The 23,760-nt window shown below is 43.5% G+C and carries 24 protein-coding genes and 1 tRNA gene; 16 read left to right on the plus strand and 9 right to left on the minus strand.

Translation table 11 applies throughout. From position 1 onward, the window contains the following. Positions 1-95: 95 nt before the first annotated feature. Positions 96-830 (minus strand): inorganic diphosphatase, encoded by a 735-nt coding sequence (locus ACL6C3_RS13365; RefSeq protein WP_413167659.1) that lies wholly within the window; start codon positions 828-830, stop codon positions 96-98. Between the two features lie 298 nt (positions 831-1,128). Between ACL6C3_RS13365 and ACL6C3_RS13370 the strand changes: the two genes are divergently transcribed. From ACL6C3_RS13370 to ACL6C3_RS13380, 3 genes are all read left to right on the plus strand, one after another. Further along, on the plus strand, positions 1,129-2,403 hold the full coding sequence (locus ACL6C3_RS13370; RefSeq protein ID WP_413167660.1) for an ATP-binding protein: 1,275 nt from the start codon (positions 1,129-1,131) through the stop codon (positions 2,401-2,403). Between the two features lie 615 nt (positions 2,404-3,018). Beyond that, on the plus strand, positions 3,019-3,825 hold the full coding sequence (locus tag ACL6C3_RS13375) for an SDR family NAD(P)-dependent oxidoreductase (RefSeq protein WP_413167661.1): 807 nt from the start codon (positions 3,019-3,021) through the stop codon (positions 3,823-3,825). A 716-nt stretch (positions 3,826-4,541) separates the two neighbouring features. After that, positions 4,542-4,772, plus strand: coding sequence for a hypothetical protein (locus ACL6C3_RS13380; protein ID WP_413167662.1), 231 nt, complete (start codon positions 4,542-4,544; stop codon positions 4,770-4,772). Here ACL6C3_RS13380 and ACL6C3_RS13385 read toward each other — a convergent pair. After that, the gene (locus tag ACL6C3_RS13385) at positions 4,735-5,454 is read right to left on the minus strand and encodes a GDSL-type esterase/lipase family protein (RefSeq protein WP_413167664.1); all 720 of its coding nucleotides are present in this window, start codon (positions 5,452-5,454) and stop codon (positions 4,735-4,737) included. The genes ACL6C3_RS13380 and ACL6C3_RS13385 overlap by 38 nt on opposite strands. A gap of 212 nt (positions 5,455-5,666) precedes the next feature. Here ACL6C3_RS13385 and ACL6C3_RS13390 point away from each other — a divergent pair, with 212 nt between their 5' ends. The 4 genes from ACL6C3_RS13390 to ACL6C3_RS13405 all read left to right on the plus strand — a co-directional run bounded on the left by ACL6C3_RS13390 (position 5,667) and on the right by ACL6C3_RS13405 (position 7,240). After that, positions 5,667-5,897 carry a DNA-directed RNA polymerase subunit omega gene (locus tag ACL6C3_RS13390; protein WP_413167665.1) on the plus strand — a complete coding sequence of 77 codons (231 nt, stop codon included), beginning with the start codon at positions 5,667-5,669 and terminating at the stop codon, positions 5,895-5,897. Positions 5,898-5,943: 46 nt separating this feature from the next. Next, positions 5,944-6,594 (plus strand): hypothetical protein, encoded by a 651-nt coding sequence (locus ACL6C3_RS13395; protein WP_413167667.1) that lies wholly within the window; start codon positions 5,944-5,946, stop codon positions 6,592-6,594. Positions 6,595-6,766: 172 nt separating this feature from the next. After that, a complete protein-coding gene (locus tag ACL6C3_RS13400) occupies positions 6,767-7,132 on the plus strand; it encodes a DUF1818 family protein (RefSeq protein WP_413167669.1) in 366 nt (121 codons plus the stop codon). Between the two features lie 34 nt (positions 7,133-7,166). Then, positions 7,167-7,240: transfer RNA gene (locus ACL6C3_RS13405), tRNA-Pro, on the plus strand. Positions 7,241-7,296: 56 nt separating this feature from the next. On the opposite strand, the gene ACL6C3_RS13410 is transcribed toward ACL6C3_RS13405, so the two are convergent. Together ACL6C3_RS13410 and ACL6C3_RS13415 are read right to left on the minus strand one after the other, a co-directional pair. Further along, complete coding sequence (locus ACL6C3_RS13410; protein WP_413167670.1) at positions 7,297-7,575, minus strand: hypothetical protein; 279 nt, start codon at positions 7,573-7,575, stop codon at positions 7,297-7,299. Positions 7,576-9,205: 1,630 nt separating this feature from the next. Continuing rightward, positions 9,206-9,451: a hypothetical protein gene (locus ACL6C3_RS13415; RefSeq protein ID WP_413167672.1), complete on the minus strand. Its 246-nt coding sequence runs from the start codon at positions 9,449-9,451 to the stop codon at positions 9,206-9,208. Between the two features lie 75 nt (positions 9,452-9,526). Between ACL6C3_RS13415 and ACL6C3_RS13420 the strand changes: the two genes are divergently transcribed. After that, a complete protein-coding gene (locus ACL6C3_RS13420; RefSeq protein WP_413167674.1) occupies positions 9,527-9,802 on the plus strand; it encodes a hypothetical protein in 276 nt (91 codons plus the stop codon). A gap of 35 nt (positions 9,803-9,837) precedes the next feature. On the opposite strand, the gene ACL6C3_RS13425 is transcribed toward ACL6C3_RS13420, so the two are convergent. Both ACL6C3_RS13425 and ACL6C3_RS13430 read right to left on the minus strand, forming a co-directional pair. Further along, positions 9,838-10,176, minus strand: a complete 339-nt coding sequence (locus tag ACL6C3_RS13425; protein WP_413167676.1) for a hypothetical protein — start codon at positions 10,174-10,176, stop codon at positions 9,838-9,840. Continuing rightward, complete coding sequence (locus tag ACL6C3_RS13430; protein ID WP_413167678.1) at positions 10,142-10,705, minus strand: NAD(P)H-binding protein; 564 nt, start codon at positions 10,703-10,705, stop codon at positions 10,142-10,144. Before ACL6C3_RS13430 ends, ACL6C3_RS13425 begins: the two co-directional genes overlap by 35 nt. Positions 10,706-10,794: 89 nt before the next feature. On the opposite strand from ACL6C3_RS13430, the gene ACL6C3_RS13435 reads away from it, so the two are divergent. Further along, a complete protein-coding gene (locus ACL6C3_RS13435; protein WP_413167679.1) occupies positions 10,795-11,634 on the plus strand; it encodes a formylglycine-generating enzyme family protein in 840 nt (279 codons plus the stop codon). A gap of 544 nt (positions 11,635-12,178) precedes the next feature. On the opposite strand, the gene ACL6C3_RS13440 is transcribed toward ACL6C3_RS13435, so the two are convergent. Further along, the gene (locus tag ACL6C3_RS13440) at positions 12,179-12,382 is read right to left on the minus strand and encodes a hypothetical protein (protein ID WP_413167681.1); all 204 of its coding nucleotides are present in this window, start codon (positions 12,380-12,382) and stop codon (positions 12,179-12,181) included. Positions 12,383-12,605: 223 nt separating this feature from the next. On the opposite strand from ACL6C3_RS13440, the gene ACL6C3_RS13445 reads away from it, so the two are divergent. The 4 genes from ACL6C3_RS13445 to ACL6C3_RS13460 all read left to right on the plus strand — a co-directional run bounded on the left by ACL6C3_RS13445 (position 12,606) and on the right by ACL6C3_RS13460 (position 18,921). Continuing rightward, complete coding sequence (locus ACL6C3_RS13445) at positions 12,606-14,168, plus strand: hypothetical protein (RefSeq protein ID WP_413167683.1); 1,563 nt, start codon at positions 12,606-12,608, stop codon at positions 14,166-14,168. Positions 14,169-14,389: 221 nt separating this feature from the next. Next, entirely contained in the window at positions 14,390-15,421 is a 1,032-nt protein-coding gene (locus ACL6C3_RS13450) for an AAA family ATPase (RefSeq protein ID WP_413167685.1), read from the plus strand. Next, a complete protein-coding gene (locus ACL6C3_RS13455) occupies positions 15,364-18,063 on the plus strand; it encodes an SAV_2336 N-terminal domain-related protein (protein WP_413167687.1) in 2,700 nt (899 codons plus the stop codon). Before ACL6C3_RS13450 ends, ACL6C3_RS13455 begins: the two co-directional genes overlap by 58 nt. 21 nt (positions 18,064-18,084) lie before the next feature. Then, positions 18,085-18,921, plus strand: a complete 837-nt coding sequence (locus tag ACL6C3_RS13460) for a formylglycine-generating enzyme family protein (protein WP_413167688.1) — start codon at positions 18,085-18,087, stop codon at positions 18,919-18,921. An 87-nt stretch (positions 18,922-19,008) separates the two neighbouring features. On the opposite strand, the gene ACL6C3_RS13465 is transcribed toward ACL6C3_RS13460, so the two are convergent. Further along, on the minus strand, positions 19,009-20,508 hold the full coding sequence (locus tag ACL6C3_RS13465) for an FAD-binding domain-containing protein (RefSeq protein WP_413167689.1): 1,500 nt from the start codon (positions 20,506-20,508) through the stop codon (positions 19,009-19,011). 288 nt (positions 20,509-20,796) lie between these two features. Here ACL6C3_RS13465 and ACL6C3_RS13470 point away from each other — a divergent pair, with 288 nt between their 5' ends. The 3 genes from ACL6C3_RS13470 (at position 20,797) to ACL6C3_RS13480 (ending at position 23,205) form a co-directional block, all read left to right on the plus strand. Beyond that, positions 20,797-21,036 carry a hypothetical protein gene (locus ACL6C3_RS13470; protein ID WP_413167690.1) on the plus strand — a complete coding sequence of 80 codons (240 nt, stop codon included), beginning with the start codon at positions 20,797-20,799 and terminating at the stop codon, positions 21,034-21,036. 190 nt (positions 21,037-21,226) lie between these two features. Beyond that, positions 21,227-22,735 (plus strand): AAA family ATPase, encoded by a 1,509-nt coding sequence (locus ACL6C3_RS13475; protein ID WP_413168321.1) that lies wholly within the window; start codon positions 21,227-21,229, stop codon positions 22,733-22,735. Further along, entirely contained in the window at positions 22,705-23,205 is a 501-nt protein-coding gene (locus ACL6C3_RS13480) for an ATP-binding domain-containing protein (RefSeq protein ID WP_413167691.1), read from the plus strand. The genes ACL6C3_RS13475 and ACL6C3_RS13480 overlap by 31 nt, the downstream gene beginning before the upstream one ends. Before the next feature lie 384 nt (positions 23,206-23,589). Here the strand turns inward: ACL6C3_RS13480 and ACL6C3_RS13485 are convergent, their stop codons facing one another. Then, on the minus strand, positions 23,590-23,760 hold the full coding sequence (locus tag ACL6C3_RS13485) for a hypothetical protein (protein WP_413167693.1): 171 nt from the start codon (positions 23,758-23,760) through the stop codon (positions 23,590-23,592).

A 23,760-nucleotide genomic window follows, 5' to 3' on the forward strand; every position in this document is an offset into this window, starting at 1 on the left:
AAGTTATTTCTGGGTAACATAAATAATTGCTGAACCCGCCCCTACATTATTGGGTTCGGAGGTGACTGTATTCCCTGTTCCCTGTCCCCTTTCAATCAACTTTCGTTAAAAGCTTGAACAGCAAAATTAAACACTTTTAAAGCTTCCTCTTTTTCAGCAAACCCTTTGCTTTCCATTTCGCCATTAATACCTTTGTAATTGCTGAACCAAGTTTCAAGAATCGTGGTAACACCCGGAAACTTTTCATCTAAATCAGCAATAGAATTAACCTCAAAAAACGGCGAATCTTTAATCACACCTAACAGTTTATCATCTTGTTCGCCACTATCAAGAAGCTTGAGAATACCAATCAATTTAACCGGTACAACCGAACCTCGCGGCACCGCAGCACCTAATACAATCGCATCAACCGGATCGCCATCCCCACCGAGTTCTTTGGGTAAATGCGATCGAGGAATCATCCCATAATTACCCGGATAACCTAAATATTCTACCACACGAGGTTTGCCTTTTTTGAATTCCCATTTGAGTTTACCATCGGGTTTACTCACCTCCCACTTCGCCAAAGTGCCGGCTGGAATTTCAACCACCACATTAACAGTACCATCCGGATTTTGAGGTTCATAGCCAGAAATAAAATTGTTTTGACTCACAATCGTATATTGATTTTCAGCATAAACTCCCGGCGAAAGAACTTCTGTTTTCCGCTCCAATACAGTAGGATTATATAGGCTTTGTGCGGCAACATTATCTATCTGTAGGATGTAGTTAATCACCGTCAGTAAACAGGTTGCGACTAAGGTGATACAAGTTACATAAAGCGTTTTCATGTTAATTTCTCTCAAGGTTTTGGCAAGCATACCCTCACTTTACTACAAGAGTCTTGAAGTCTGGTGTCTAAGTGATTTTGATACCCGTGACTCACTTCTAACTTTGAAGACCAAGAAAAATTTATAAATTGATTTAGCCTGTGTCTGTTAAATTCTCGATAAAATAGAAGAGGACTCCCTCTTAGACTCTAGCTGTTGATCAACACTTATTCGTGTCGCTGGTAATCTTCCCCCGTCCAGGTGTTTCTATGCTCGCTTGTCGTTAATGGGTAAACCCTGCAATTTTTAGCAATACATTATGGCTCTAATTTTGATTTTTGATGAGGATGTTCAATCTCTGGGAACACTTCAAGAGATTTTGCAAAAACAAGGGTATGAAGTGGCAACCGCAGACTCAATTCAATCGGCTTTAACATCAGCCGATAGTCTTCATCCTGATTTGATTATTTACAGCTATATTTCCGAACAAGCTGATGGGTTATCAACCATTAAAAGCCTGAAAAATCATCCTCATCTGGCTTCTGCTTTTTATTTATTACTGACTCAACCTCAACTTCTCGACTCTCAATTTTCCCTCGTGGAAACTCAGATCGATGATTGGGTTTTTTATCCGATAGATGTTGATGAATTAAACCGGAGAGTGAGTCGGGGTTTGAAACACAGTAAAACCTCCTCAGAAAAGGTGAATTCAAGTTCTCCCCAAGTGCAGCAAATTTTAGATGAACTAGAATTCGCTCAAAAACGATTAATTTACAGCGAAAAGTTTTCGACTCTCGGTCAAATGATTTCGGGAATTACCCACGAAATTAATAATCCCGTTTCTGTGGTTAAAGGAAATGTTTCTCACGTCTCTGAATACGCCCAAGATTTAATGGATTTGCTCGAACTCTACGGCGAAGAATATCCCGAACCTTCCCCCGCAATTGAGGAAAGAATCGAAGAAATTGACCTGGAATTTTTGTTAGAAGATTTGCCGCAAGTGATCGAGTCAATGAAAAACGGCGCCGAACGGATTCGTCAATTGGTTGAGTCTTTGAGAAATATCTATCGGGTGGATGACTCCGAAGAAAAAGCGGTTGATATTCATCAGGTTCTCGATGATATTGTCTTAATTTTACAAGCCAAATTGAAAGGGAAAAAAGGCCGTGCTATTAATTTGGTGAAAGATTATGGTAAACTTCCCGAAGTTAAATGTTATCCGGGACAGCTTAATCAAGTGTTTATGAATTTGCTCAATAATGCTATTGATGCGCTCGAAGATAAACGCTTGGAAACCTCTGAGGATGAACCGACAATTTGGATTAAAACAGAAGTGGTTTCTCCCGAGAATTCCAATACTTCTACAGTCGAACAAGTTCTGATCCGAATTAAAGATAACGGAACCGGAATTCCTGAGGACGTTCAAACTCATATTTTTGAACCCTTTTTTACCACTAAACCTCTAGAGTCTGGAACGGGTTTTGGGTTGAATATTTGTCATCAAATTGTCGTTGAAACCCATCAGGGACAGCTTGAATGTGTCTCCCAACCCGGAGAAGGAACTGAGTTAATTGTCTCCCTTCCTTTAACTTAATACCCTCCCAAAGACCCGTTTTCTAAGAGAAAGCGGGTTTTTTAATCTTCCCGATTCCCTCCTTTACTGAGAGAAATTTGTATTTTTGTAAAGAAATGTTAAGCTTTTTTTATTAAAAAATGTTGCCAACTGTTGATCTAGCTGTTACGTTGTGAATGTGGAGTCAAATTCACCCAACGTAAAAGGAGACGAATGAGCCATGCTCTACTATGCTCTAAGGTCGTGAGTATAAGACTCGCGCTGAGGGAAAGCGCAAGAGGTCAAATACCCCGTCCTATTCAAACCAGCTTCAAAGATGGGGTTTGAAATCGATTTTGAGGATCAGTGTGTCAAAAAGGTAACACGAACTGCAATTCTCTTGCTAACCCAATTCCCTCAGCCATAAGTTTTTCGACAAAATAGAACTTTTTGTTTCGATAGAACCCTTGGTGAGTTCTGAAGAAATAAAGGAACAAAAGCTGTCTTTTGGCAACTTTATTTCGCTCAGTCTCGCCGTGCAAGCTCATCTAATTTGCACTGTTCTATTGAAGAACATTTGACCACAGAACGCTGCAAAAATCAAGGCTTTTTAGCCTGTTTTAACAAATGCAGCATTTGATTACCTTGGAGGTTTTTATGAAAATTCAAGGCATTACCGCATTGATCACCGGAGCTTCACGGGGGATCGGACGAGCGATCGCTTTAGAACTCGCAAAAGCGGGAGTAAAACGTTTACTTTTGGTCGCTCGCGATCGCCAAAAATTAGCAGAATTAGCCGAAGAAATTCAACAGTTGAATGTTGAAGTTGTGACCTTGGCGATCGACTTAACCCAACCCGTAGAAGTCAATATTGCGATCGCTCAAGCGTGGCGTTCTCACGGGCCAATTGATTTGCTGGTAAACTGTGCCGGAGTCGCCCATCAAACGCCGTTTTTACAGTCAAAATTACCCCAATTACAAGAAGAAGTTTCCCTCAATTTAATGGGAATGTACACCATTACCCGTTCAGTTGCAAGACGGATGGCAACCCGCCAACAAGGGACCATTGTCAACGTCTCCAGTTTAATGGGGAAAATCGCCGCTCCCACCATGTCAACCTATTCGGCGACAAAATTTGCTATCATTGGGTTTACGCAAGCTTTACGCGCGGAATTGGCCGAACACAATATTCGGGTGATGGCTTTGTTACCGACGTTGACGGATACCGATATGTCGCGACGACTTCAGTTATTCCGTTGGGTGGTACCGATGACGGCTACCGAAGTCGCGGAAGTGTTAATTGATGGACTTCGCAAAGATTCGCCGGAAATATTAGTGGGATGGCAAAGTCATCTTGCAGTTTGGTGTAACCGCATTGCACCGAGATTATTGGAGAAGATTCTATTATTTGCTTCTCCCCTTTCTACAAATCGATCCTCATCTTACTCGAAAATGAGAGCCTAATCTCACCTGTTTACCCTCGAATACAAATTCACCCGGTTTCTGAATTAAATTATCGCCTTTCTTCTCAATTTCACGAAGAAGAAATCGGGTTTTTTGTCAAATCAATCTATCACAGAGATGGATGATTTTTACTCAAAATGATATCTGTTCTCTGTGAAAGATTCAAGCCCCGTTTCTTTTAGTAGAAATTGGGGTTTTGCGGTAGATATTTTGATTGAAAAAAATATAATTTATAGCGGTTTTCAGTTGGATGAAGAAACTCGGGTGGGTGACTGTTTCTCATTGACCTGAGAATTCACAAATCTTGATGTCATTCACCCGACATAAAATTCTACTAATCAATGATTGCGATGTAGTTGAATGAAGAAACTCGGGTGGGTGACAGTTTATAATTGAGGTGAGAATTCACAAATCTTGATGTCACCCACCCTACAGAAAATTCTCGGGTGGGTGAGAGTTTATAATTGAGGTGAGAATTCACAAATTTTGTATCATTCACCCGACAGAAGAAAAACTATAACTATTGGGGGATGTCTCTACCCGTGAACATTTATAAACTTAAAAAATAAGTATGATGCAAAAGCGAACTCTGTAGTAAAATTAAAATAAGCAATAAATATTTGTACCTCGATAGTGATTTCACAGCCTTTCTCTCCCAACTCTTACCCGCAGCCTCATATTTACCAATCCAACGTTTAGAATTGGAGTCGAGACAAATGAAAACCAGTCAATTAATTTTGGGGGGAACAATGCTTTTAACTTTAGCATTGGCTGAACCGGGTTTCGCCTCAGAAGAAAAAAGCAGTGATTGTTCTAAAAAAACAGAATCAACAACCGCTTCAGAGGAAAAAGTTCCGGTTCAATATTATCCACCCCCCGGACATTATCCGCCCTATAATCCCTCTGAAATTAGCGAGAATGGTGAGAGCGATTCATCTGAAGAATAGGTTCCCAATTGAGTACATCTTGGAGTAAGGTTTGATAACCAATCGTGTTTGGGTGTAAACCATCTACACTTAGACGCGATTTCCAGAAAGATTCACCCTGTTCTAACCAATGGTGAAAAATATCAAGATAGGGAATATTTCGCTCCAAACAAGCTAAACGAGTCGCTTCTTTGTAGCGATATTGGTTTTCGTGATTGTAATATAAACAATCTTGAAACGGCATTTTGGTTTCATCAACCGGAACCATTCCCACAAACAAAACCGAACAAAGATTTTGAGCGCTATCGAGTAAACTGTTAATTACCGTTTGGAATTGTTCAAAATCCGTGTAATTGCGTCCTTGGTCCGATTGAATTTTGCAGCTATCGTTGACGCCAACTGATAAAATAATTACATCGGGAACCCGATTTCTCAGTTCGCCCCGGTGACGGAATTCATGTTCTAGGCGATCGCGAACTTGAACCGCACGATTTCCGCGAACCCCCAAATTATAAACCACATGACCCGGACTACCCGGAGACATCCATTGTCGTCGTAGCCGTTCAACCCAACCTCCACCTTCAGGATCGCCATAACCATAAACCAGACTATCGCCCAAAGCAACCAGCCTAAGGGAATGACGGTGGACTTGGGGTAAGCGAATAACGGATGATTGGGAACTCCAAGCGACTGATGCGGTCATAGGTAATTTTAGATAATAGTGGAACTGATCGACTTGGCGGGAGCTATATACAACAGATTCGATCAACAGTCTATTACAAAAAGTTAACATTTACCAAAACTTTATTCTCTGGCATCTGCGAAAATTCGCAGAATTTACGGGTCAAACCCGATCTGCGGAGTTGTTCGTTAACATAGAGTAGTCCGATCTTTAACCGAGAGTTAAATAATTTTATGCACAAGCGTACTACTATCGATTCTACAGAAATTACTCGCAGGGCTGCCGATTTAATTAGTGCCGCCTCTAACCGTTATCGGATCACCGTACAAGTCGCCAACCGCGCCAAACGCTGTCGTTATGAAGATTTTGACAGTGTAGACGAGAATGTGATGAAGCCGGTACTGCGGGCGATCGTTGAAATGTCCGATGAAATGACTCAGCCTGAAATTATTGTAGATCGTTAGTCTGTTATTTACAATCTAGCTAGTCCTCAGTAAATTAATATTAGCTATGATTCTAGATCTTCAGCGATGGTATCGTTCTGTATTCTTGGCGTTATGTGTTGCTGTTGTCACAGTGTTGGCGAGTGGGATAGAATCAAGTCAATTTCAGGGACTAGCTAGAATTAGTGGGTTCACAACTCCGGTGGCGATCGCCCAACAGCCCCAAACTCGTGTTGTCAGAATTCGGGATGTTTGGCAACAAGTGTATCAACAAATGCCCGATCTTCCCAAAGAAAATAATTATGTTTCCCTAGAAAACGGAGAAGTCGCCGCAGAGGATACGTTGATCGGGCGATTAATTCGCTATCATGTTTATGTTAAAGGACGTTCTCCCCTGTCTCGGTTTGATTGGAAGCTAACATTAGCCGATTATTTGGGAGTCAATGAAGCCATGTTAGAATCTCAGTATCCGGGAGCGGGTTCGTTACAAAAAAATCCCCTCGATGGCGATCGCGAAACGGTGAGAACGTTTAACCGCAACCAACGACAGCAGTTAGTCGATACGCTGGTTAGTTCTTTTGATCCCAACTCCTCGGAGAATGCGTCGGGTTCATCCTCAAGTTCGTCAGAAGAAACCCCTCAAACCTCACCCGAAAATCGAACTTCACCCTTACCTCCTCTTCCTCAACCGGGAGACGCGGAGTTATTGCAATTATAACAATATGATTATTTTGTAGGGGAGTGCCTCAAAACAGTTTACAGTTTACAGTTATCACCTGACCAGCTATCAGTGATCATCTCACCTGTCACCTGTTCACTGGTCACTGTTCACTGTTCACTGGTCACTGTCTAAACCCACCAACAGAATTAATTAACCCAAGAATATATTAATGGATCGGATTCTAAAAACGGGAACAGGTTGGCGTCTGGGTTGGAACCCCACAGCTACAGAATATCAGGGGTTAGTTGGGGGTGACGACTGGGCGATGGAGTTAACCCAAGCGGAGTTAAACGATTTTTGTCGTCTGCTGACTCAACTGGCTGACACAATGACTCAGATGGCGAGTGAGTTGATGGACGAAGAAAAAATTAGCTGTGAAGCCGAAAGCGAGTTAATTTGGATGGAGGTTGAAGGTTATCCTCATCGTTATCGTTTGCAGTTCATCCTGAATACAGGACGCCGAGGCGAGGGAAGTTGGCCCCCGGAAGTTGTCCCCGAAGTGATTCGGGCAATAAAAAAATTGGGTGTTTACTAATTTGTTTTTCTTGTGCTATACTAGGTAAGTATGTCGGGGCGTAGCGCAGCTTGGTAGCGCACCACTTTGGGGTAGTGGGGGTCGTGGGTTCAAATCCCGCCGCTCCGATTGATTTCAGCGATTGGGTCTAAACACCAGACCCATTTCAGTCCCAATATTTTATATTAACACTTATATTTCTTCTGGTTCGCTTCGAGAAGACTTTGATATCTGGCGTTCGCGCAGCGTCTCCGCAGGAGAATCGCTTTCTGATGAGCCATCTGGTCATGGCGGTTGGCTTGCCAGTCTCGGAGCAGTTCCAAGTTGTACCGGACGACACGGGAGTTGATCCGTATCCAGTGAATTCCTTCTATCCAATCCTGGCCGGCTCGATATCTTCGGAGGGTGGCATCGCAACAGGAAAGACATTCACAAGCTTGATGTTTATCTACGAACTGATACATTTTTGACCTACAATCATCTTCTGGGTGGGCAATTATCCCCGCAGGGATTGTCCAAAAAGCATTCTCTGTTCTTGGCTAACCATTCGGTTGGTAGCTGTCTTCTTTGCATGATATTTGACTAAAATCCCTCCCCCTAGTTGGGCAGAGTTTGGAAGGTTGCAGCCAACGGTAGTTCCAAGACTTGACGGGTACATTGAACGTTCATCCGATGAAGAATACAACCCTTTTCCTCCGAGAAAAAATTGGGGCGAGGAAATAAGCGTTGCAATCCGAAGGGATTTTCCGATTCAAAAAACAAGAGTTGGGGGGTAACAAAATCTTCCTCCTGAATTTTTAAAAGTTAATTAATGTGTAGAGTACACCCGATGAAAAGAAGTGCATTGTTAGAAAATATTCTAACATTTTTGTTGTCTACTGTGATGCCCATTTTCTGAGATTTTTAGAGCCAATATCAGATGGGGCCTTGGATGATAATACCAATCTAGGATAGGAGACTTATCCATCTGTTCTCCAAGAAAATTATTGAGAATCGTTTGAAGTATTGACGAGCAATAAAGAAGGTTTTCTTAACTCTTAATTTTGGGAATTTAAACTTTTTTTGCTCAAGATTTAAGCATCAATACTCCGGGTCAGCCTCCGCAGTGAATGAGGCTGTATTTTGGTAAAGATTTCAGATTTGAGGGTCAATAAAGGGTTGTTGATTTTCGCGCTTATTAGACCGTTTCAGTCTAATATTTGAATTTTCAATTGGCAAGCCACCTCTAATATTGTGTGAGTGATTGGAGGTGATTTGCTGTTGTTTTGCAGCCGACCGTAAGCTGGAAAATTTGGCTGAAAGATAATACATAGTTTGGCTCCGGGTGAATGTTTGAGTCCGCTTTCATCCGAGTTCCCCTAGAAAATTGATATTCGGCTTCGGGTTCTACATAGCGTGTTAGTAAGTGATTAGAATTGAACGAAGGGTCGCGAGTTTACGCCGTCACCGCCTTTTAAAGGCGGTGTACCGATGACCGATAAATTTGGATTATAGCCGATTTTTTTGCAAATCTGTCCACTTTTGATGATGAGATTTTTCTGATGTGGGGTTAAATCGGACGGATATAGACGGGTGTAAAATTGGGCAACTGCACAGTTTTCATACCATTGATGTGATGCCGCTATTTTGGAAGTCCCTTTTAAATAGCCACGCTAAAAAATTTGCCAAAAAATTTATCATCGGGTTATCTATCAAATCCATTCTCATAAAAGTTGATTGATTCGCTCAAGATTGGGGATAAAGTTTTCACGCTTTGAAGCCTATTTAACTTCAATTTATATAGACAAATTGTGAAGGGAGCGAGTTTTCTGGGCGATAGGGCTAACACCACGCACTCGCGATCGCATGAACATTGATTTTCGGATGAATTAAAAATTTTAACTTTACCCAAAAATTGACTGGGGAGTTGGAATGGATAACAATGAGTTTGAGCGTGATAGAATGAAGCGGAACACAAGCAAAATCGAGGGTTTTTATCTCTCCTTTACCGGGGAGATTTTATAAGTTTTAACGGCTCTCCACCGACTCCGAGAAATACCAAGATTTGGAAGCCCAGGAAAAATAGAAAAACGATTACAATCAGTCCGCCGAGCATTAAGATGGCGAGCAGTTCTGTAAAATTGAACAGTTGAGAAAATGAGGCATATAGCTATAAGTACCAACAATTGTCCGGGTGCCGCCATGTACCACCGTCTGAACCGAACCCAAATCAATCCGAGCAACTTTCCGGACGCTATGACCACTGCGATCGCCTAAAACCAGACCAATAAATTGCTCCATGTATCTTCTTGAATCCTCGATATTATATTTCCCAGAAACCGAAAAGTTAGACTCGCTCATCAACGTCCCCAATCAATCTCTATTGTTCTTTATCTGTTTCGGAGACAATTCTCATTTTTATGAAAAGATGTGGGGTTGAATGCCATAATTCAATTAAAAAATCCTACCCAACGTTGGATTATGACTCAAGCGGTTTCAGACAAAGGAGAATCATTTGATTGTGCTGAAACGACTCAACAAACGCCTATTTATTGTGTTCTTCTATCAAGAGGAACTTATGAGGTTAAGTTATTTACAAATAATCAACATTACGGTCATCCGTTCACCGCCTTGAAAAGGCGGTGCCTGCGGATGACTCGCTTCCCGAGTCAGTTTGACTATGTGGGAGCGCTGGAATTTAACAGAAAGTAGAATCGGGTTGTTTTTCAGTTAGTATTCTGTAGTGTTCAAGTTGAACCCTTACGCCATAACTGGGCGTAGTCTGTAATGTAGTCTCGCACGTCGAGAGGTTTTCGACCTAAAAGCCGTTCTAGAGTGGGATCGACCGTTTCTGCTTGTCCGAAGCGCAGCCCCAGATGAAGAAGGGTTTGGACAATAATTTGCGCCCAAGGCTTGTTCTGACGTTGAAGATGGCGTGCATAACCCCAGATACTTGCCGAGTCATAACGAATTTTACGACCCAACGCCGAGGTTAGACACTCCGCCACCTCCTCAAAGGAAAATGCTTGAGGGCCTGTCAACGTATATGCTTTACCTTGATGGGTTTTCCATGAGACTAGGGGCATCTGCGGCAACTTGTCCGACATCTCGCAAGTCTACAAAGGCAACTCGTCCCCGACCCGAAGGCAGGTACAGGCGGTCATCGTTCCTGATATCCGAACGGTATGCGGTACCGAGATTTTGAGCGAAGAAGCCGGGACGCAGAATTGTCCAGTTGCCGGGATGGGTTTGCAGGTGTTGTTCGACGGCGTAATGGGGTATGATGGGATTGCGATCGGCTCCGGCTACCGACAGGAAAACGATTTGTTGAACTCCGGCTTGGCGGGCTGTATCAATAAAGGGGTTGAGAGTCGCCTTCATATTGCTGATGGCGGGGGGACGAAGCAGAAACACGGACTGGCATCCGGCGATCGCATTATAATAGGTGGTTGGATCTTCAAAGTCAAGGTAAACGGTGTTGGGGTTTTGTTGTTCCCCAAGCGGCACCGGAGAACGACTTGCAATGCGGATCGTTGCGGGTTTATCCTTCAAGCTGCGAAGAACTTCTCGACCGACGTTTCCCGATGCACCCGTAACCAGAATAGTTGGACTCATGTTCGCTTTCGGAGGGTTATTTCAGTTACATTCTTACCCGTCGCCAGTAATCAGTTTAAACGACTCTACAATAATTAAGCATATTTACTATGGCTGAATTCGTCTCCAACTCCCTCAATATCCATCGATACAAACGCAAGAATAAGTGTTTTAACGAACATCTTGGGGATGGGGTGACGCTAACGTTGATGCTCATCCCCGCAGGAGAGTTTCTGATGGGCGCACCCGAAAGCGAACCCGAAAGCCGCGACAACGAACGCCCCCAACATTGGGTAAGAGTTCAACAGTTTTTGATGGGATGTTACCCCGTTACACAAGCACAGTGGCGGGTTGTGGCAAGATATCAACAAATTGAACGAAAATTAAACCTAAACCCATCTAAGTTTAAAGGAGATAACCGTCCTGTTGAGCAGGTAAGTTGGAAGGATGCCACCGAATTTTGTCAGCGACTGTCGGTAAAAACAGGAAGAAAATATAGACTCCCGAGTGAAGCCGAATGGGAATATGCTTGTCGCGCTGGAACTCAAACCCCATTTCATTTTGGAGAAATCATCACAACTGACCTCGCTAACTACAACGGAAACTACACTTACAATGGTAGTCCTCAAGGAAAGTATTGCCAACAAACAACTGAAGTGGGGAGTTTTCCCGCAAACGTTTGGGGACTGCACGATCTGCACGGCAATGTTTGGGAATGGTGCTTAGATCACAAGCACGATAGCTATGAAGGAGCGCCAACAGATGGAAGTGCTTGGATAAATGAAGACCATGCAAATACTTATCGGGTGTTGCGAGGGGGTTCGTGTTACTTTTTTCCCAGGTACTGTCGTTCTGCCTTTCGTAACCTCAACTATCCCCTTGATATGTTCAACGACAACGTTGGTTTTCGCGTATGCTGCACAATACCAAGAACTCTTCTTAACACTTAACGAGAGTTTAGCCTAACTTGTAGGGTGCATCAGATTTAAAGATGAGTAATAAAAATCTTTTTTCTCTTGTCTGATGCACCCTACCCAAGAGCAGTTTAAGTCCCCATAAAATCTGTATTGATATCGAAGTTTTTTCGAGTTTCGACGAATTTGTAGAATTTGTAGGGTGCATCAGATTTAAAGATGAGCAATAAAAATCTTTTCTCTTGTCTGATGCACCCTACCCAAGAGCAATTTAAGTCCCCATAAAATCTGTATTGATATCGAAGTTTTTTCGAGTTTCGACGAATTTGTAGGGTGCATCAGATTTAAAGATGAGCAATAAAAATCTTTTCTCTTGTCTGATGCACCCTACCCAAGAGCAATTTAAGTCCCCATAAAATCTGTATTGATATCGAAGTTTTTTCGAGTTTCGACGAATTTGTAGGGTGCATCAGATTTAAAGATGAGTAATAAAAATCTTTTTTCTCTTGTCTGATGCACCCTACCCAAGAGCAATTTAAGATCTAGCGCTTAGGCAATAGTCAGGAAAATCGTTTACTTTTTAGGATACAGATGTATCAATATCGAAGTTTTTTTGAGGTTGAGAAAATCGAGAACCCCCATCTTTAACTTCAGGCGGTACATTATTTCTATTGTTCGCGAAACAGATGAAATATTGACTAAACGGCTGAGACATCGGACTAGAATATAAACAAACAGCAGGAATAATAACAGTTAATAAAACCGGAATCGATAAAATTTTCATATTCTTCTCCTCAGTTGTAAAATGTTATCTGTGGGTTGAGTCAGCAGAACCTCCTCCTCAACTGAAGTGACTATCGCTTTGGGGTCGTACCCTCAAGCAAGCGGACTTTCAGAAATAGCAAAAATCGAGGTATATTGGGCATTGGGGTAGTTTGGGGTCAGTCAGAACATTGGAACCCAACGCCATAACCCCAAACTTTTTGCAAAAATATCCGTTGACCCCCATGCCCAGAGCAACTTATGGCCCCAAAGTCAGAGCAAGAGCCAAATCTTTATTGAAAATGCTGCTATTATTTGTTAAAGGAGAGGTAGAAAATAGCGATCGCTTTGACATAAAATACTGTTGGTTGGATGAAGAAAAACCTCCCCAACTGCGGATAGAAACTAACCTCAGAACATTGGAAGCCCTAACAAACAGCCAGGAAAACAAGTTAAAAAAGTCTCAAATTCGAGAATCTCTCAAACGGATGGATGACTTTCTGAATATCTTAAAAGACGAACGAATCCAAAAACGGGGCTTGGAAGATTGGCGTTTTACGCTAACTTTATGGTCAAAAGATATCGAAGACAATTTACAACAATTTTCAAAAACGTGGGATCGTCTTTGTCCTCAAGGACAGGAAAAGCTGATAGCAGAATCAATTTTTCCACCCACACCCGAGTTAAACTTAATTCCCGAAAAAACCAATGCTAATCACTTAGATAACCTCTTACAAGACCATTTAGAACGCTTGAATAATAACGAACAAAACAACTTAGAAAATGCAATTAATACAGCATTTAAACTTTGCGACCCCGGCCAAGATTGGATAGAAGGCGATAGACTCGATAAATTTATCAACTTGAGTCAAGTCTCTTATCCCGGTTGGAGCGAAACGGATGGATTAACCCAATTTGCAGTATTTTTAGCCACATTTTCGGATAATTTAACCCGTGAATTGTTCGACGAAATCAAAACTTTTGTTGAGTCCAGAAACCCGAAGTTAAACTTCAACAACTTACTCATTAAAGCCTTGCGAGAAAAATCGGAACGCAATATTTCCCCCAAAAACACCCTCGAACATTTAATCATAGAAGTCATTCCCACTGAACAAACCGAAGGAATAAGAGTTTCAATGTGGGATGCGAATAATTTTTCATCGCCACTGGTTCAAGATGAAACAATGTCACTCGATGAACTACCGAACTTCCTAGAAACTTGGTTGGAAGAAAACTCAGAATACACCTCGCCCATCCTTCATATATTTGTACCTCGAAATTGGCTAAATTTAGATTTAAGCGACCGCCAAACCTCATCCGAATTAACCCTCGGAAGCCAATATAAACTGGTGATGCGAACCCATCACAATTTAACCCCAACCGGGAAACAATATTACAAACTTTGGCAACAAAAATGGCAATTATTAGAAACGAAAATAGAACAAAACGCCAAAACAACATTTGTTCGGGCTGACTGCGGAAGCCCTGCGAAATTATTCCAAACGTTGAAGTCTTCGGAAATGGCAATTCTAGAAAACTTGGACACGGCAAAACTCGAAAAAATCTTGGAATTTGTAGCAAGAAAAACAGCCCTTCCCGTTGCTTTATGGTCGCGGCGTAGCGAACTTAGCGATCGCATTGATAATATTTTAGACTGTGAAGTGTACAAATTACCCGAACGTATTTTAGAAGAACGCTGTAATTCTCTAACCGAAGATGACAACCACATCGGTCATCATTTAACCTTAGTTTGGGAAGACCCAAATATTGTACCGCCCACCCTACAATTTGACTCGGAGGCGTGTTAGAAGGGAACAGGGGAAAGGGCAAAGGGCAAAGGGCAAAGGGCAAAGGGAAAAGGGAAAAGGGGAAAGGCAGTTTACAGTTTACAGTTATCAGTTACCAGTTATCAGTAGCATGGTACTGGTTACTGTTCACTGTTCACTGACTCCTAACTCCTAACTCCTAACTCCTAACTCCTAACTCCTAACTCCTGACTCCTAACTCCTAACTCCTAACTCCTAAACTTATGAACGACCCAATATTTCAACCCATATTCAAAGGAACGGGTAAACCCAACCCGAAAGCCATTTCCAAGCTTCCTCCCCCTCCCCCCTGGCGAAAAATTGATCGCCGCCAACCGGAAAGAGGCGCAACCTTTCAAGCCCAACCCACCGAAATAGAAATGGTGAATGCAGCCTTATATTTACGTCGCCCCCTGCTGGTGACAGGAAAACCGGGAACGGGTAAAACCTCCCTCGCCTACGCCGTCGCCCATGAACTCAACCTCGGGGAAGTCCTCTACTGGCCGATAACAACGCGAACAACCCTCAAAGATGGGTTATATTTGTATGATGCGATCGCCCGTTTACAAGATATCGGAGAAAAAGATAGAAGCAATTTTGAGAATATTGGTAAATATATCCGTTTGGGGCCACTGGGAACGGCGTTGTTACCTTCTAATAAACCCCGTGTTTTGTTAGTTGATGAAATTGATAAAAGCGATATTGATTTACCCAACGATTTGCTTTATGTTTTTGAAGAGGGGGAGTTTGAAATACCCGAATTAGTTAGAATTGAAGAAATTCAAGCCGAAGTTGAAGTCCGAACCGCCTATAAAAATAATTCCCAAGACAAAACAACGGTAATAAAAGGAGGTCGTGTTGTTTGCAATCAATTTCCCCTGATGATATTAACCAGCAACGGTGAACGGGATTTTCCACCCCCGTTTTTACGGCGTTGTGTGAGGTTGACGATGGAAGAACCGGACGAAAAACGTTTGGAAGAAATTGTCAAAGCGCATTTTGAACAAGAAGAAAATGGTACGGAAAAAATAGCAGAATCCGAAGAATTAATTAAAGAACTTGTCAAAAAGTTTGTGAAAAAACGTTCAGAGCGCAATAAAGGAGATTTGGCAACCGACCAACTTCTCAACGCCGTTTATCTGGTGATGCGAGAACGAACTTCAGACTTGACCAACCGAGAAAATCTTATTAATAGACTGTGGAAACACCTAAACAGCAGCGAAGATCAATTATCGGACAATTCGCGCAACAGTTAAAACGTTCGGGACTAGAATTGAATGCGGCAGACCTGGCAGATATGCTTTGGCTGGCTCAATTTATTGAGTCGGAAAGTGAGGGTTATTCCGAAGAAATATCCGAAGAAATTGTTGAGTCAACTCAAAGAGAAACAACGACTATTGATGAGACAAATACCTTATCATCCGAACCTTCTTTTAATTTATATTCTAACGAACAATCCTTATCAATTCCTCAAACAACAGAACCATCAGAACCTTCACAAACAGACCAGAAAGCATTACCTTTCCCGGTTCCCTCCGCCCCCGCTATTCGGACACGTTTGGACTTGGCGCGTGGGTTGCGTCCGTTGATGCGGAAGGTACCGTCACGCATTTTAGTTGATGTCGATGAAGAAGCTACTGTTACGCAACTCGCCGAGACGAACATCTGTGTCCCCGTCGTCCGACCAACTCCAGAACGTTGGCTTGACCTGGATTTAGTGGTAGAATCTTCTAAAACGACGGTATTGTGGAAACGGGCGATCGCGGAACTCCAACATCTGATGGAATATCAGGGGGCGTTTCGGACGGTGCGAACTTGGCGGTTGCAAGCCGAAGAACAGACTGTACAACTGTTTCCCCGTTGGAATGAACGTCTAGAAAACCGTTTAACTCAGCGTCCCCGCAGTATTCGAGAGTTAGTTGACCCGTCGGGGCGGCGATTGATATTATATGTTAGTGATTGTACTTCGGCGTTGTGGCGACAAGGGATAATTTACGAAACGTTGTGGCAATGGTCGCAAACCCAACCTGTAGCGTTAATGCAGATGTTACCGGAACGGTTATGGTCGCGCACGGCTTTGAGTGATGGTTATATTGTGCGGTTGGGGGGTCGAGTTGCGGGGTTGCCGAATGCGAGGTTGGATGTGGAGGGTTTACCCGATGTTGACGAGTGGGATGAACCGGACGAACCGGAGGAAGTTGGCGACGATAGATTACTAACCTTACCCATAATAACACTTGACCCCAATTCGTTTCAACGTTGGGCGCGAGTGTTGGCGGGTGCGGGAGAGACTCAGACGCCCGGACGGGTGTTTGAACTGGCTTTTGTGCGGGAAATGGCAGAAGAACCGGTTTCAACGCCTCACAGAACTGCTAAACAACGGGTAGAATTGTTTCGGGCGACGGCTTCGCGGACGGCGAGACAGTTGGCGGGGTTGATGGCGTCGATACCCGTGAGTTTACCTGTAATTGATTTATTGCGGGATGAATTTTTACCGGATGCACAACAGGATCATGTGGCGGAAGTGTTGCTGAGTGGGTTGTTGCGGCGTTGCGACTCGGATGAAAGTGAGGTTTGTCAATACGAGTTTTTTGATGGTGTGCGGGATTTGTTAATTGATGGGGTTCCGATTGCCAAGACAACGGCGATTTTAGATCGTCTTTCTGAAATTATAGCACAAAAAGCCGGACGAACGATTAGTAGTGAGTGCAGTGCGGACTTGGCGGTTTCCGTCGAGGAGCAACTGCCGAACCCGAAGGGTTTTGAGGGATTTTTGACGGTTTTAGAAGAGTCCGAAAATGCTTTGGGCGAGTCGGCGTTACCCTTTGCAACGGTTGGTTTGGATGTGTTGCGACGTTTGGGTGGAGATTATCAAGAATTGGCCGAACGTTATGGGCGTCAGGAATTGTCTTCTGTTGGGGAAAGGGAAACTCAAACGGTTGATTTTCTGTTGGAAGAACGGGAGTATGAAGTTGCCAAAGTTGTTAATTTTCCCACCTTGCAAACCTTCGAGTACGAACCCGCAATTATTACTGATATCCTTGAAGAACGTTTTGAATTTGAAACGGCAACTATTAGCCGCGAAAATGAAGATTGGGTTATTCATCGTCGTCGTTCTTCTGCTTGGGGTTATACTGAATCTCTCAATGATGAAATTGGTTTGGAGATGGTTTTAATACCGGGCGGAACGTTTGTAATGGGCGCACCCGAAGATGAACCGGAAAGCCGAGAGAACGAACGACCCCAACACGAAGTTACAATTCAACCGTTTTTTTTAGGGCTATACACTGTTACACAAGCGCAGTGGCGAATTGTCGCGAGTTATCCGCAAATTGAGCGAGAATTAAACCCAAACCCGTCTCAGTTTAAAGGAGATAACCGTCCTGTTGAAAACGTCAGTTGGGAAGATGCTACAGAGTTTTGTAAAAGATTATCACACAATACCGGACGAGAATATAAATTACCTAGCGAAGCGCAATGGGAATATGCAACTCGTGCGGGAACGAAAACACCATTTCATTTTGGAGAAACGATCACAACAGATTTGGCAAACTATAATGGAAACTTCACCTACAATGAAAGTCTCAAAGGAGAGTCTAGAAGACAAACAACAGATGTGGGGAATTTTCCCGCAAATGTTTGGGGACTGCACGATATGCACGGAAATGTTTGGGAATGGTGCGACGATCATTATCACGACAGCTATGAAGGTGCGCCCGATGATGGAAGTGCCTGGATAGACGAAGATGGTATAGAAACAAAGGTAGCACTGCGAGGTGGTTCTTGGAACTATAATCCAGGGAATTGTCGTTCTGCCTCTCGCTTTGACTTTATTCTGCGCGGCGATCGCTATAGCAATGTTGGTTTTCGTGTGGTGTGCGTAATGCCATCAATGTAGCGTTTGGTGAAAGTTTCTATTATGTCCAACGACAGCAATGAAAAACGCATCATTATCACCCGCTACAAACGCACGGGTCAGTATTTCACCGAAAATTTGGGAGATGGTGTTGGTTTGGATATGGTACTCATTCCCGGCGGTACGTTTTTAATGGGGTCGCCAGAAGACGAACTTGAAAGCCGAGATAACGAACGTCCCCAACACGAAGTTACAATTCAACCGTTTTTTTTGGGGCGATACACCGTAACTCAAGTTCAGTGGCGAGTTGTAGCAAGTTATCCACAAGTTGACCGAGAATTAAACCCAGACCCATCTGTATTTAAAGGAGATAACCGTCCGGTTGAAAATGTAAATTGGGAGGATGTAATTGAATTTTGTAAAAGATTATCACACAAGACCGGACGAGAATATAAATTACCCAGTGAAGCTCAATGGGAATATGCTTGTCGGGCGGGAACCCGGACACCGTTTCACTTTGGAGAAACAATCACTACAGATTTAGCCAACTACGACGGAACAAATGATCAATCAGGTTTATACAGTAAGGTAAGGAAGGGGGAGTATCAAGAACAAACAACGGATGTTGGTAGCTTTCCGCCCAATAACTTCGGGTTACACGATATGCACGGGAATGTATTTGAATGGTGCGAAGATGATTGGCATGATAACTATGAAGGTGCGCCAATAGATGGAAGTGCCTGGATAGATGAAGACCGTACAAATACAGATCGGGTGCTACGGGGGGGGTCTTGGGATACTTTTTCTTCAATCTGCCGTTCTGCCTGTCGTATCAGTATTTATCGGCACATCGTTTTTGACATTAGTTTTCGTGTGGTGTGCATGATGCCGTTAACGTAATGTCTACAAAATTAACCATTCGCGCATAGTTTTGTTCGCCATTTTGAGTTACTCAGCAATCTGTTTATACTGCTGATATCGCTGTTCTTAAGCGCTCCAATATTTGCCAACTGCTTCACTCAGTCCCATTGCCCGTTCGTACTCCACCCCCTGCTCTTTTTCCAGGCGTTTTTTAACTTGTTTGCGTAACTCCGACACGACTTTACCATTAACCTTTCGCATCCGATACCAATCCAACATCGGTTCAGGATAACCACTCAATTCCGCGATTTCCCCTGATAAAATTTGCTCATCGGTGCAGTCTCTCAACTCCGGTATCCAATCTCGTACAAACTCAAATCTTGGGTCTTTTTCGGTTAAATTTTTAGTCGGGTTATAAATCCGAAAGGTCGAAGATAAGGGATTGGTTACTCCGGCTTGGGCTTGCCATTGCCAGTGATTAATTGCAATATCTCCATCGACCAAATAGTTCATATAATGTCGCGCCCCGTGATGCCAGGATACCCCACAAATCACCGTCAGAAAATTGGCGCACATTGCCCTCATTCTAAAGTTCATCCAACCCATCGATTTGAGTTGTTTCATACTCGCATCTACTAGCGGAAAACCCGTTTTTCCTTGCTGCCATGCTTGAAAATATTCCAACTTTTCGCCTTCTAATTCCCCGTCGGAATACCATTGGTCAAACTCCGGGTAACAATTTTGATAAGCCAGTGAGGGGAAGTAGTATAATCGTTGAATCGCACTATCTCGCCAGCGCAAGCGATCGCGAAAAGATTTAAGTGCAAATTGGGCTTTTGCATTCTCTTTCAATTCGTTAGCCCTGGCTTTGGTTTGTTGATAAACCTGTCGGGTTGATATCGTACCAAACGCCAAATGAGCCGATAAATGAGAAGTTCCCCCAAGGGTTGCCATTTGGGGACGGGATAGCTTCCAATGATAGCCGTTGTATCTGGATTTTAACCAAGAATTTAGGGTGTTTTGAGCTTCCTTTTCTCCTCCGGTAAAGAAGGTGCTGTTTTGTGAATTGAAGTTGTATTTTTGTTGAAGTTCATCGAAGGTGAGTTGGGTCAAACTTAGGAGGATTTTAGGCGTTTTTAGTTTCGTTGGTTTCGGATGTTGGGGTTGTCGTAAATCAGCATAATATTCGTCCATCCATTTTTCTCTATTTTCCCCGTCAACTTGCAGAAAGTTATTCAAACCTAAATAACAGTTCAAACCCAACTGTTGATAAAATTCAATCACTTGATTATCGCGTTTTCTGCCATAATCAACTTGAACGTCGCGATTAAATAAAAGTCGGGGATGATAGCCCAATTGTAGGAGTTCGCCTGTCAAAGTTTGAATCACCTCGACAGAATTTCCTTCAAATAGATAAAGCCGACTTCCCAAGTCTCTCAGAGAGCGATCCAAACGGGTTAACGACTCAAACAGAAATTGAACCCGCATCGCACCGATATCCGGTTGTTGGTAAAACCAAGGATCAATGATAAAGCAAGGAAGAATTTCTTCATCAGTTGCGGCAGCTTGTGCGACAATATCATTATCCGTTAATCGTAGGTCGCGGCGGAACCAAATAATTTGCATGAAAATGGCAGGGTGAATTGACGCTTTCATCTACTGTAGCGCAAAAGGCGCGAAAACCGTTGAAGTTTTGAGAAAATTGAGGGCAGTAATTCATCCCCGCAATCCATTAAATTATTCCTCGCAATCAAACTCAAAGTCAATCGCTAAAATTCCCCAAATTATTGATAGTTTATGCTAAAATAAATGAAAATCTCTTCAACTTTCCTTAGGGTACAAGTCCCCCCGATTGGAGCGGAAGGTCTGATAGCTTTTCAAGAGTCAACCCAATTCTAATTTATCTTTTTGAAAATGCGTTCTCACTCTACAGCCAACGCGACTCCACCCACAGAAACTTTCACCGGAATAGTCGAGCGAATTACCTTTCATTCAGAAGAATCGGGTTATACCGTCGCCCGACTCAAGCTTCCCAAAACCGATAACCTAACCACAATTATCGGCAACTTTGCTAACATCCAAGCAGGACAAACATTGCAAGTTACAGGATACTGGCGCGACCATCCGCAATACGGCCCGCACTCGAAGTCGTGAGGTCAAAAGTCAGAAGTCAGAAGTCGGGAAAATTCTGAAACCAATAAGCTTATATTTAAAAGGAGATTTCAACCCATTTCTTTCCTCTACAAATAGACAGTTAATATTTGATAACCCAAAAAACTTCTGACCTCACGACTTCCTACTTCTGACTTCTTTTCAGGGGGTCGGCCCAGTTACGGCCAAACGTATTGTCAATCATTTGGGTTTGGAAACCTTAGATGTGATTGAAAACCACCTCGAACGTCTAACCGAAATTAAGGGTATCGGCAAAAAGCGAATTAAGCAGATTAGTCAGGCTTGGGAACAGCAAAAGGCGATTAAAGAAGTAATGGTATTTCTCCAAGGTCATGGGGTTTCCACCGTTTACGCAACCAAAATTTATAAATGTTATGGTCGCGAAGCAATTGAAACCGTTATTAATAACCCCTACAAATTAGCCGAGGATATTTATGGCATCGGTTTTATCTCTGCCGATACAATTGCTCGAAATGTCGGTATTTCCCCTTGGTCAAAATTTCGCTACAAAGCCGGAATTCTCCATACTTTAACTCAAGCGACCGCCGATGGACATTGTTTTCTGCCCTTAAGTGAACTGGTCGAACAGGCGGAGAAACTGCTGACCAAAGACGGACACGAAGCCGAAGCCTCACCCATCTTAAAAGTCGTTGCCGAGATGCAAGCCGATGTGGATGTGATTGGCAATGGGGAAGCCATTTATAAACCGAGCATCTTTCATACCGAGCAGAACTTGGCGCAACTGCTCAAACAACGGTTAAGCCAGACCGTTCAAGGCGATATTCCCCGTGTGAAAAACTGGATAGAACGCTTCACCCAAAGCCGGAAAATTCAGCTATCGGACCAACAACGGCAGGCGGTAGAAAAAGCGGCGTACTCGAAAATTCTGATTTTGACGGGCGGCCCGGGCTGCGGTAAAACCTTCACCACCGCCACGATTGTTGAACTGTGGAAAGCGATGGGCAAAACGATTCTCTTGGGGGCACCCACCGGACGGGCGGCTCAACGGTTGGGGGAGATGACGAAACTTCCGGCAAAAACCCTGCACCGATTGTTGGAATTTGACCCCAAAACAATGGATTTTTCACGCGGTAGGGATCATCCCCTCGACTGCGATGCGCTCATAGTTGATGAAACTTCGATGCTGGACATTTTTCTGGCTTACTCGTTGGTGAAAGCCCTGCCGGACGGGGCTTCACTTCTGCTGATCGGCGATAGCGACGGGCTTCCTAGTGTGGGGCACCGAAGCGTTCTCAAAGACTTGATCGATTCGGGTCAAATCCCCGTAGTCAAGCTAACCCAAGTGTTTCGGCAGGCAACTCAAAGCGCAATTGTCAAGGGCGCCCACCAAATTAACCGGGGGCAGTTCCCCCAACTCGAACCGATTTCCAATTCCCCTCAAACCGACTGCTTGTGGCACGGCGGAGGAACTCAACCGGAGCATGGGGTTCAAGCAATATGCGATTTGGTCGAACAGTTTATCCCCCGTCTGGGTTTTATTCCCACTTCGGACTTGCAAGTGCTTTGTCCGATGACGAGAGGATTGTTGGGAACCCGCAACCTCAATAGAGTTTTGCAAGAACTGATTAATCCTCCCTCACCCCATAAAAATGAGGTGGTTCGGGGCGCGAGTATTTTTCGTGAAGGCGATTGCCTGACGGCACGCTCCGCGAACGCGTAATTCAACTAACGAACGATTATAAACGGGAAGTCTTTAACGGGGATTTGGGAATTATTCAAAGTATTGATACCACCGAACAAGAAATGGTGGTTGGTATTGGCGATCGCATTGTCACCTACGACTACGCCGACTTAAATGAGATTGCTTTGGCTTGGAGTATTTCAATTCATAAGAGCCAGGGTAGCGAATATCCGGTGGTAATTCTTCCTCTGTTTATGCAGCACTATAGCAATGCTGAATCGGAACCTGCTCTATACCAGATTGACCAGGGCGAAGAAATTGGCAATTGTGGTTGGAAGCGCTTAAAGCCATATCCATTGCTGTTCGCAACGAAGGTCAGCGACGTTATACGAAACTGCAAGAGAAACTTGTTGAACTTCGGTGCGGGAAGGAATACTGGGCAGAATAGCCCAATGTTTGGAGATCAACAAGGCTCGTTCCGGGCTATAGCACTACGCGCTAGGCAATAGGCAACAGGTGAAGCAGTGTGGTGAGTTTTCGATCGCGGTGTCAGTTTCTGTCCCACCAAAGTAGCGTAGCTTGCTTCTGCGTAGCAGTACCCGGAGGGTCTTGGTGGTTTCCATCAAGGAGCAACTGCTGTAAAGCCTACGGCATAGCTCCGCGTACCGCGCAGCGTCTCCACAAGAGATACCCGAAGGGCAACAGCAGACTCTGAAAGCGGTGCGACCCTGCTGCAAAGCAGCGCAGCTAAGGAATGCGTACCAAGAGAGGATTCTAGGATTTAGAAATATCCTAACCCAATTTTGTACTGCTATAGTTCTGGTTTCTTTCCACTGCTTAATTCCCCGCAAGGGGATTGAAACTTTGATGTGTTTCGCTTGGTCAATAGGCATTTAAGCGTCAGTTAATCTGTCCAGAATGCTTTGAGGATTAAGCCGTTGGGCGTTGGGTTTCTTTTTCTGCAATCGGCAATAGTTAGCAAGAAATCCGTACTCAATAGAAGTTAAATAAGAATCAATCAAACCCTGATGCAATGTTTGAATTACGGAGATCATAATTTTCAT

It is taken from the genome of Capilliphycus salinus ALCB114379 (assembly GCF_047276495.1).
In the GTDB taxonomy this organism is placed as follows: domain Bacteria; phylum Cyanobacteriota; class Cyanobacteriia; order Cyanobacteriales; family Microcoleaceae; genus Capilliphycus; species Capilliphycus salinus.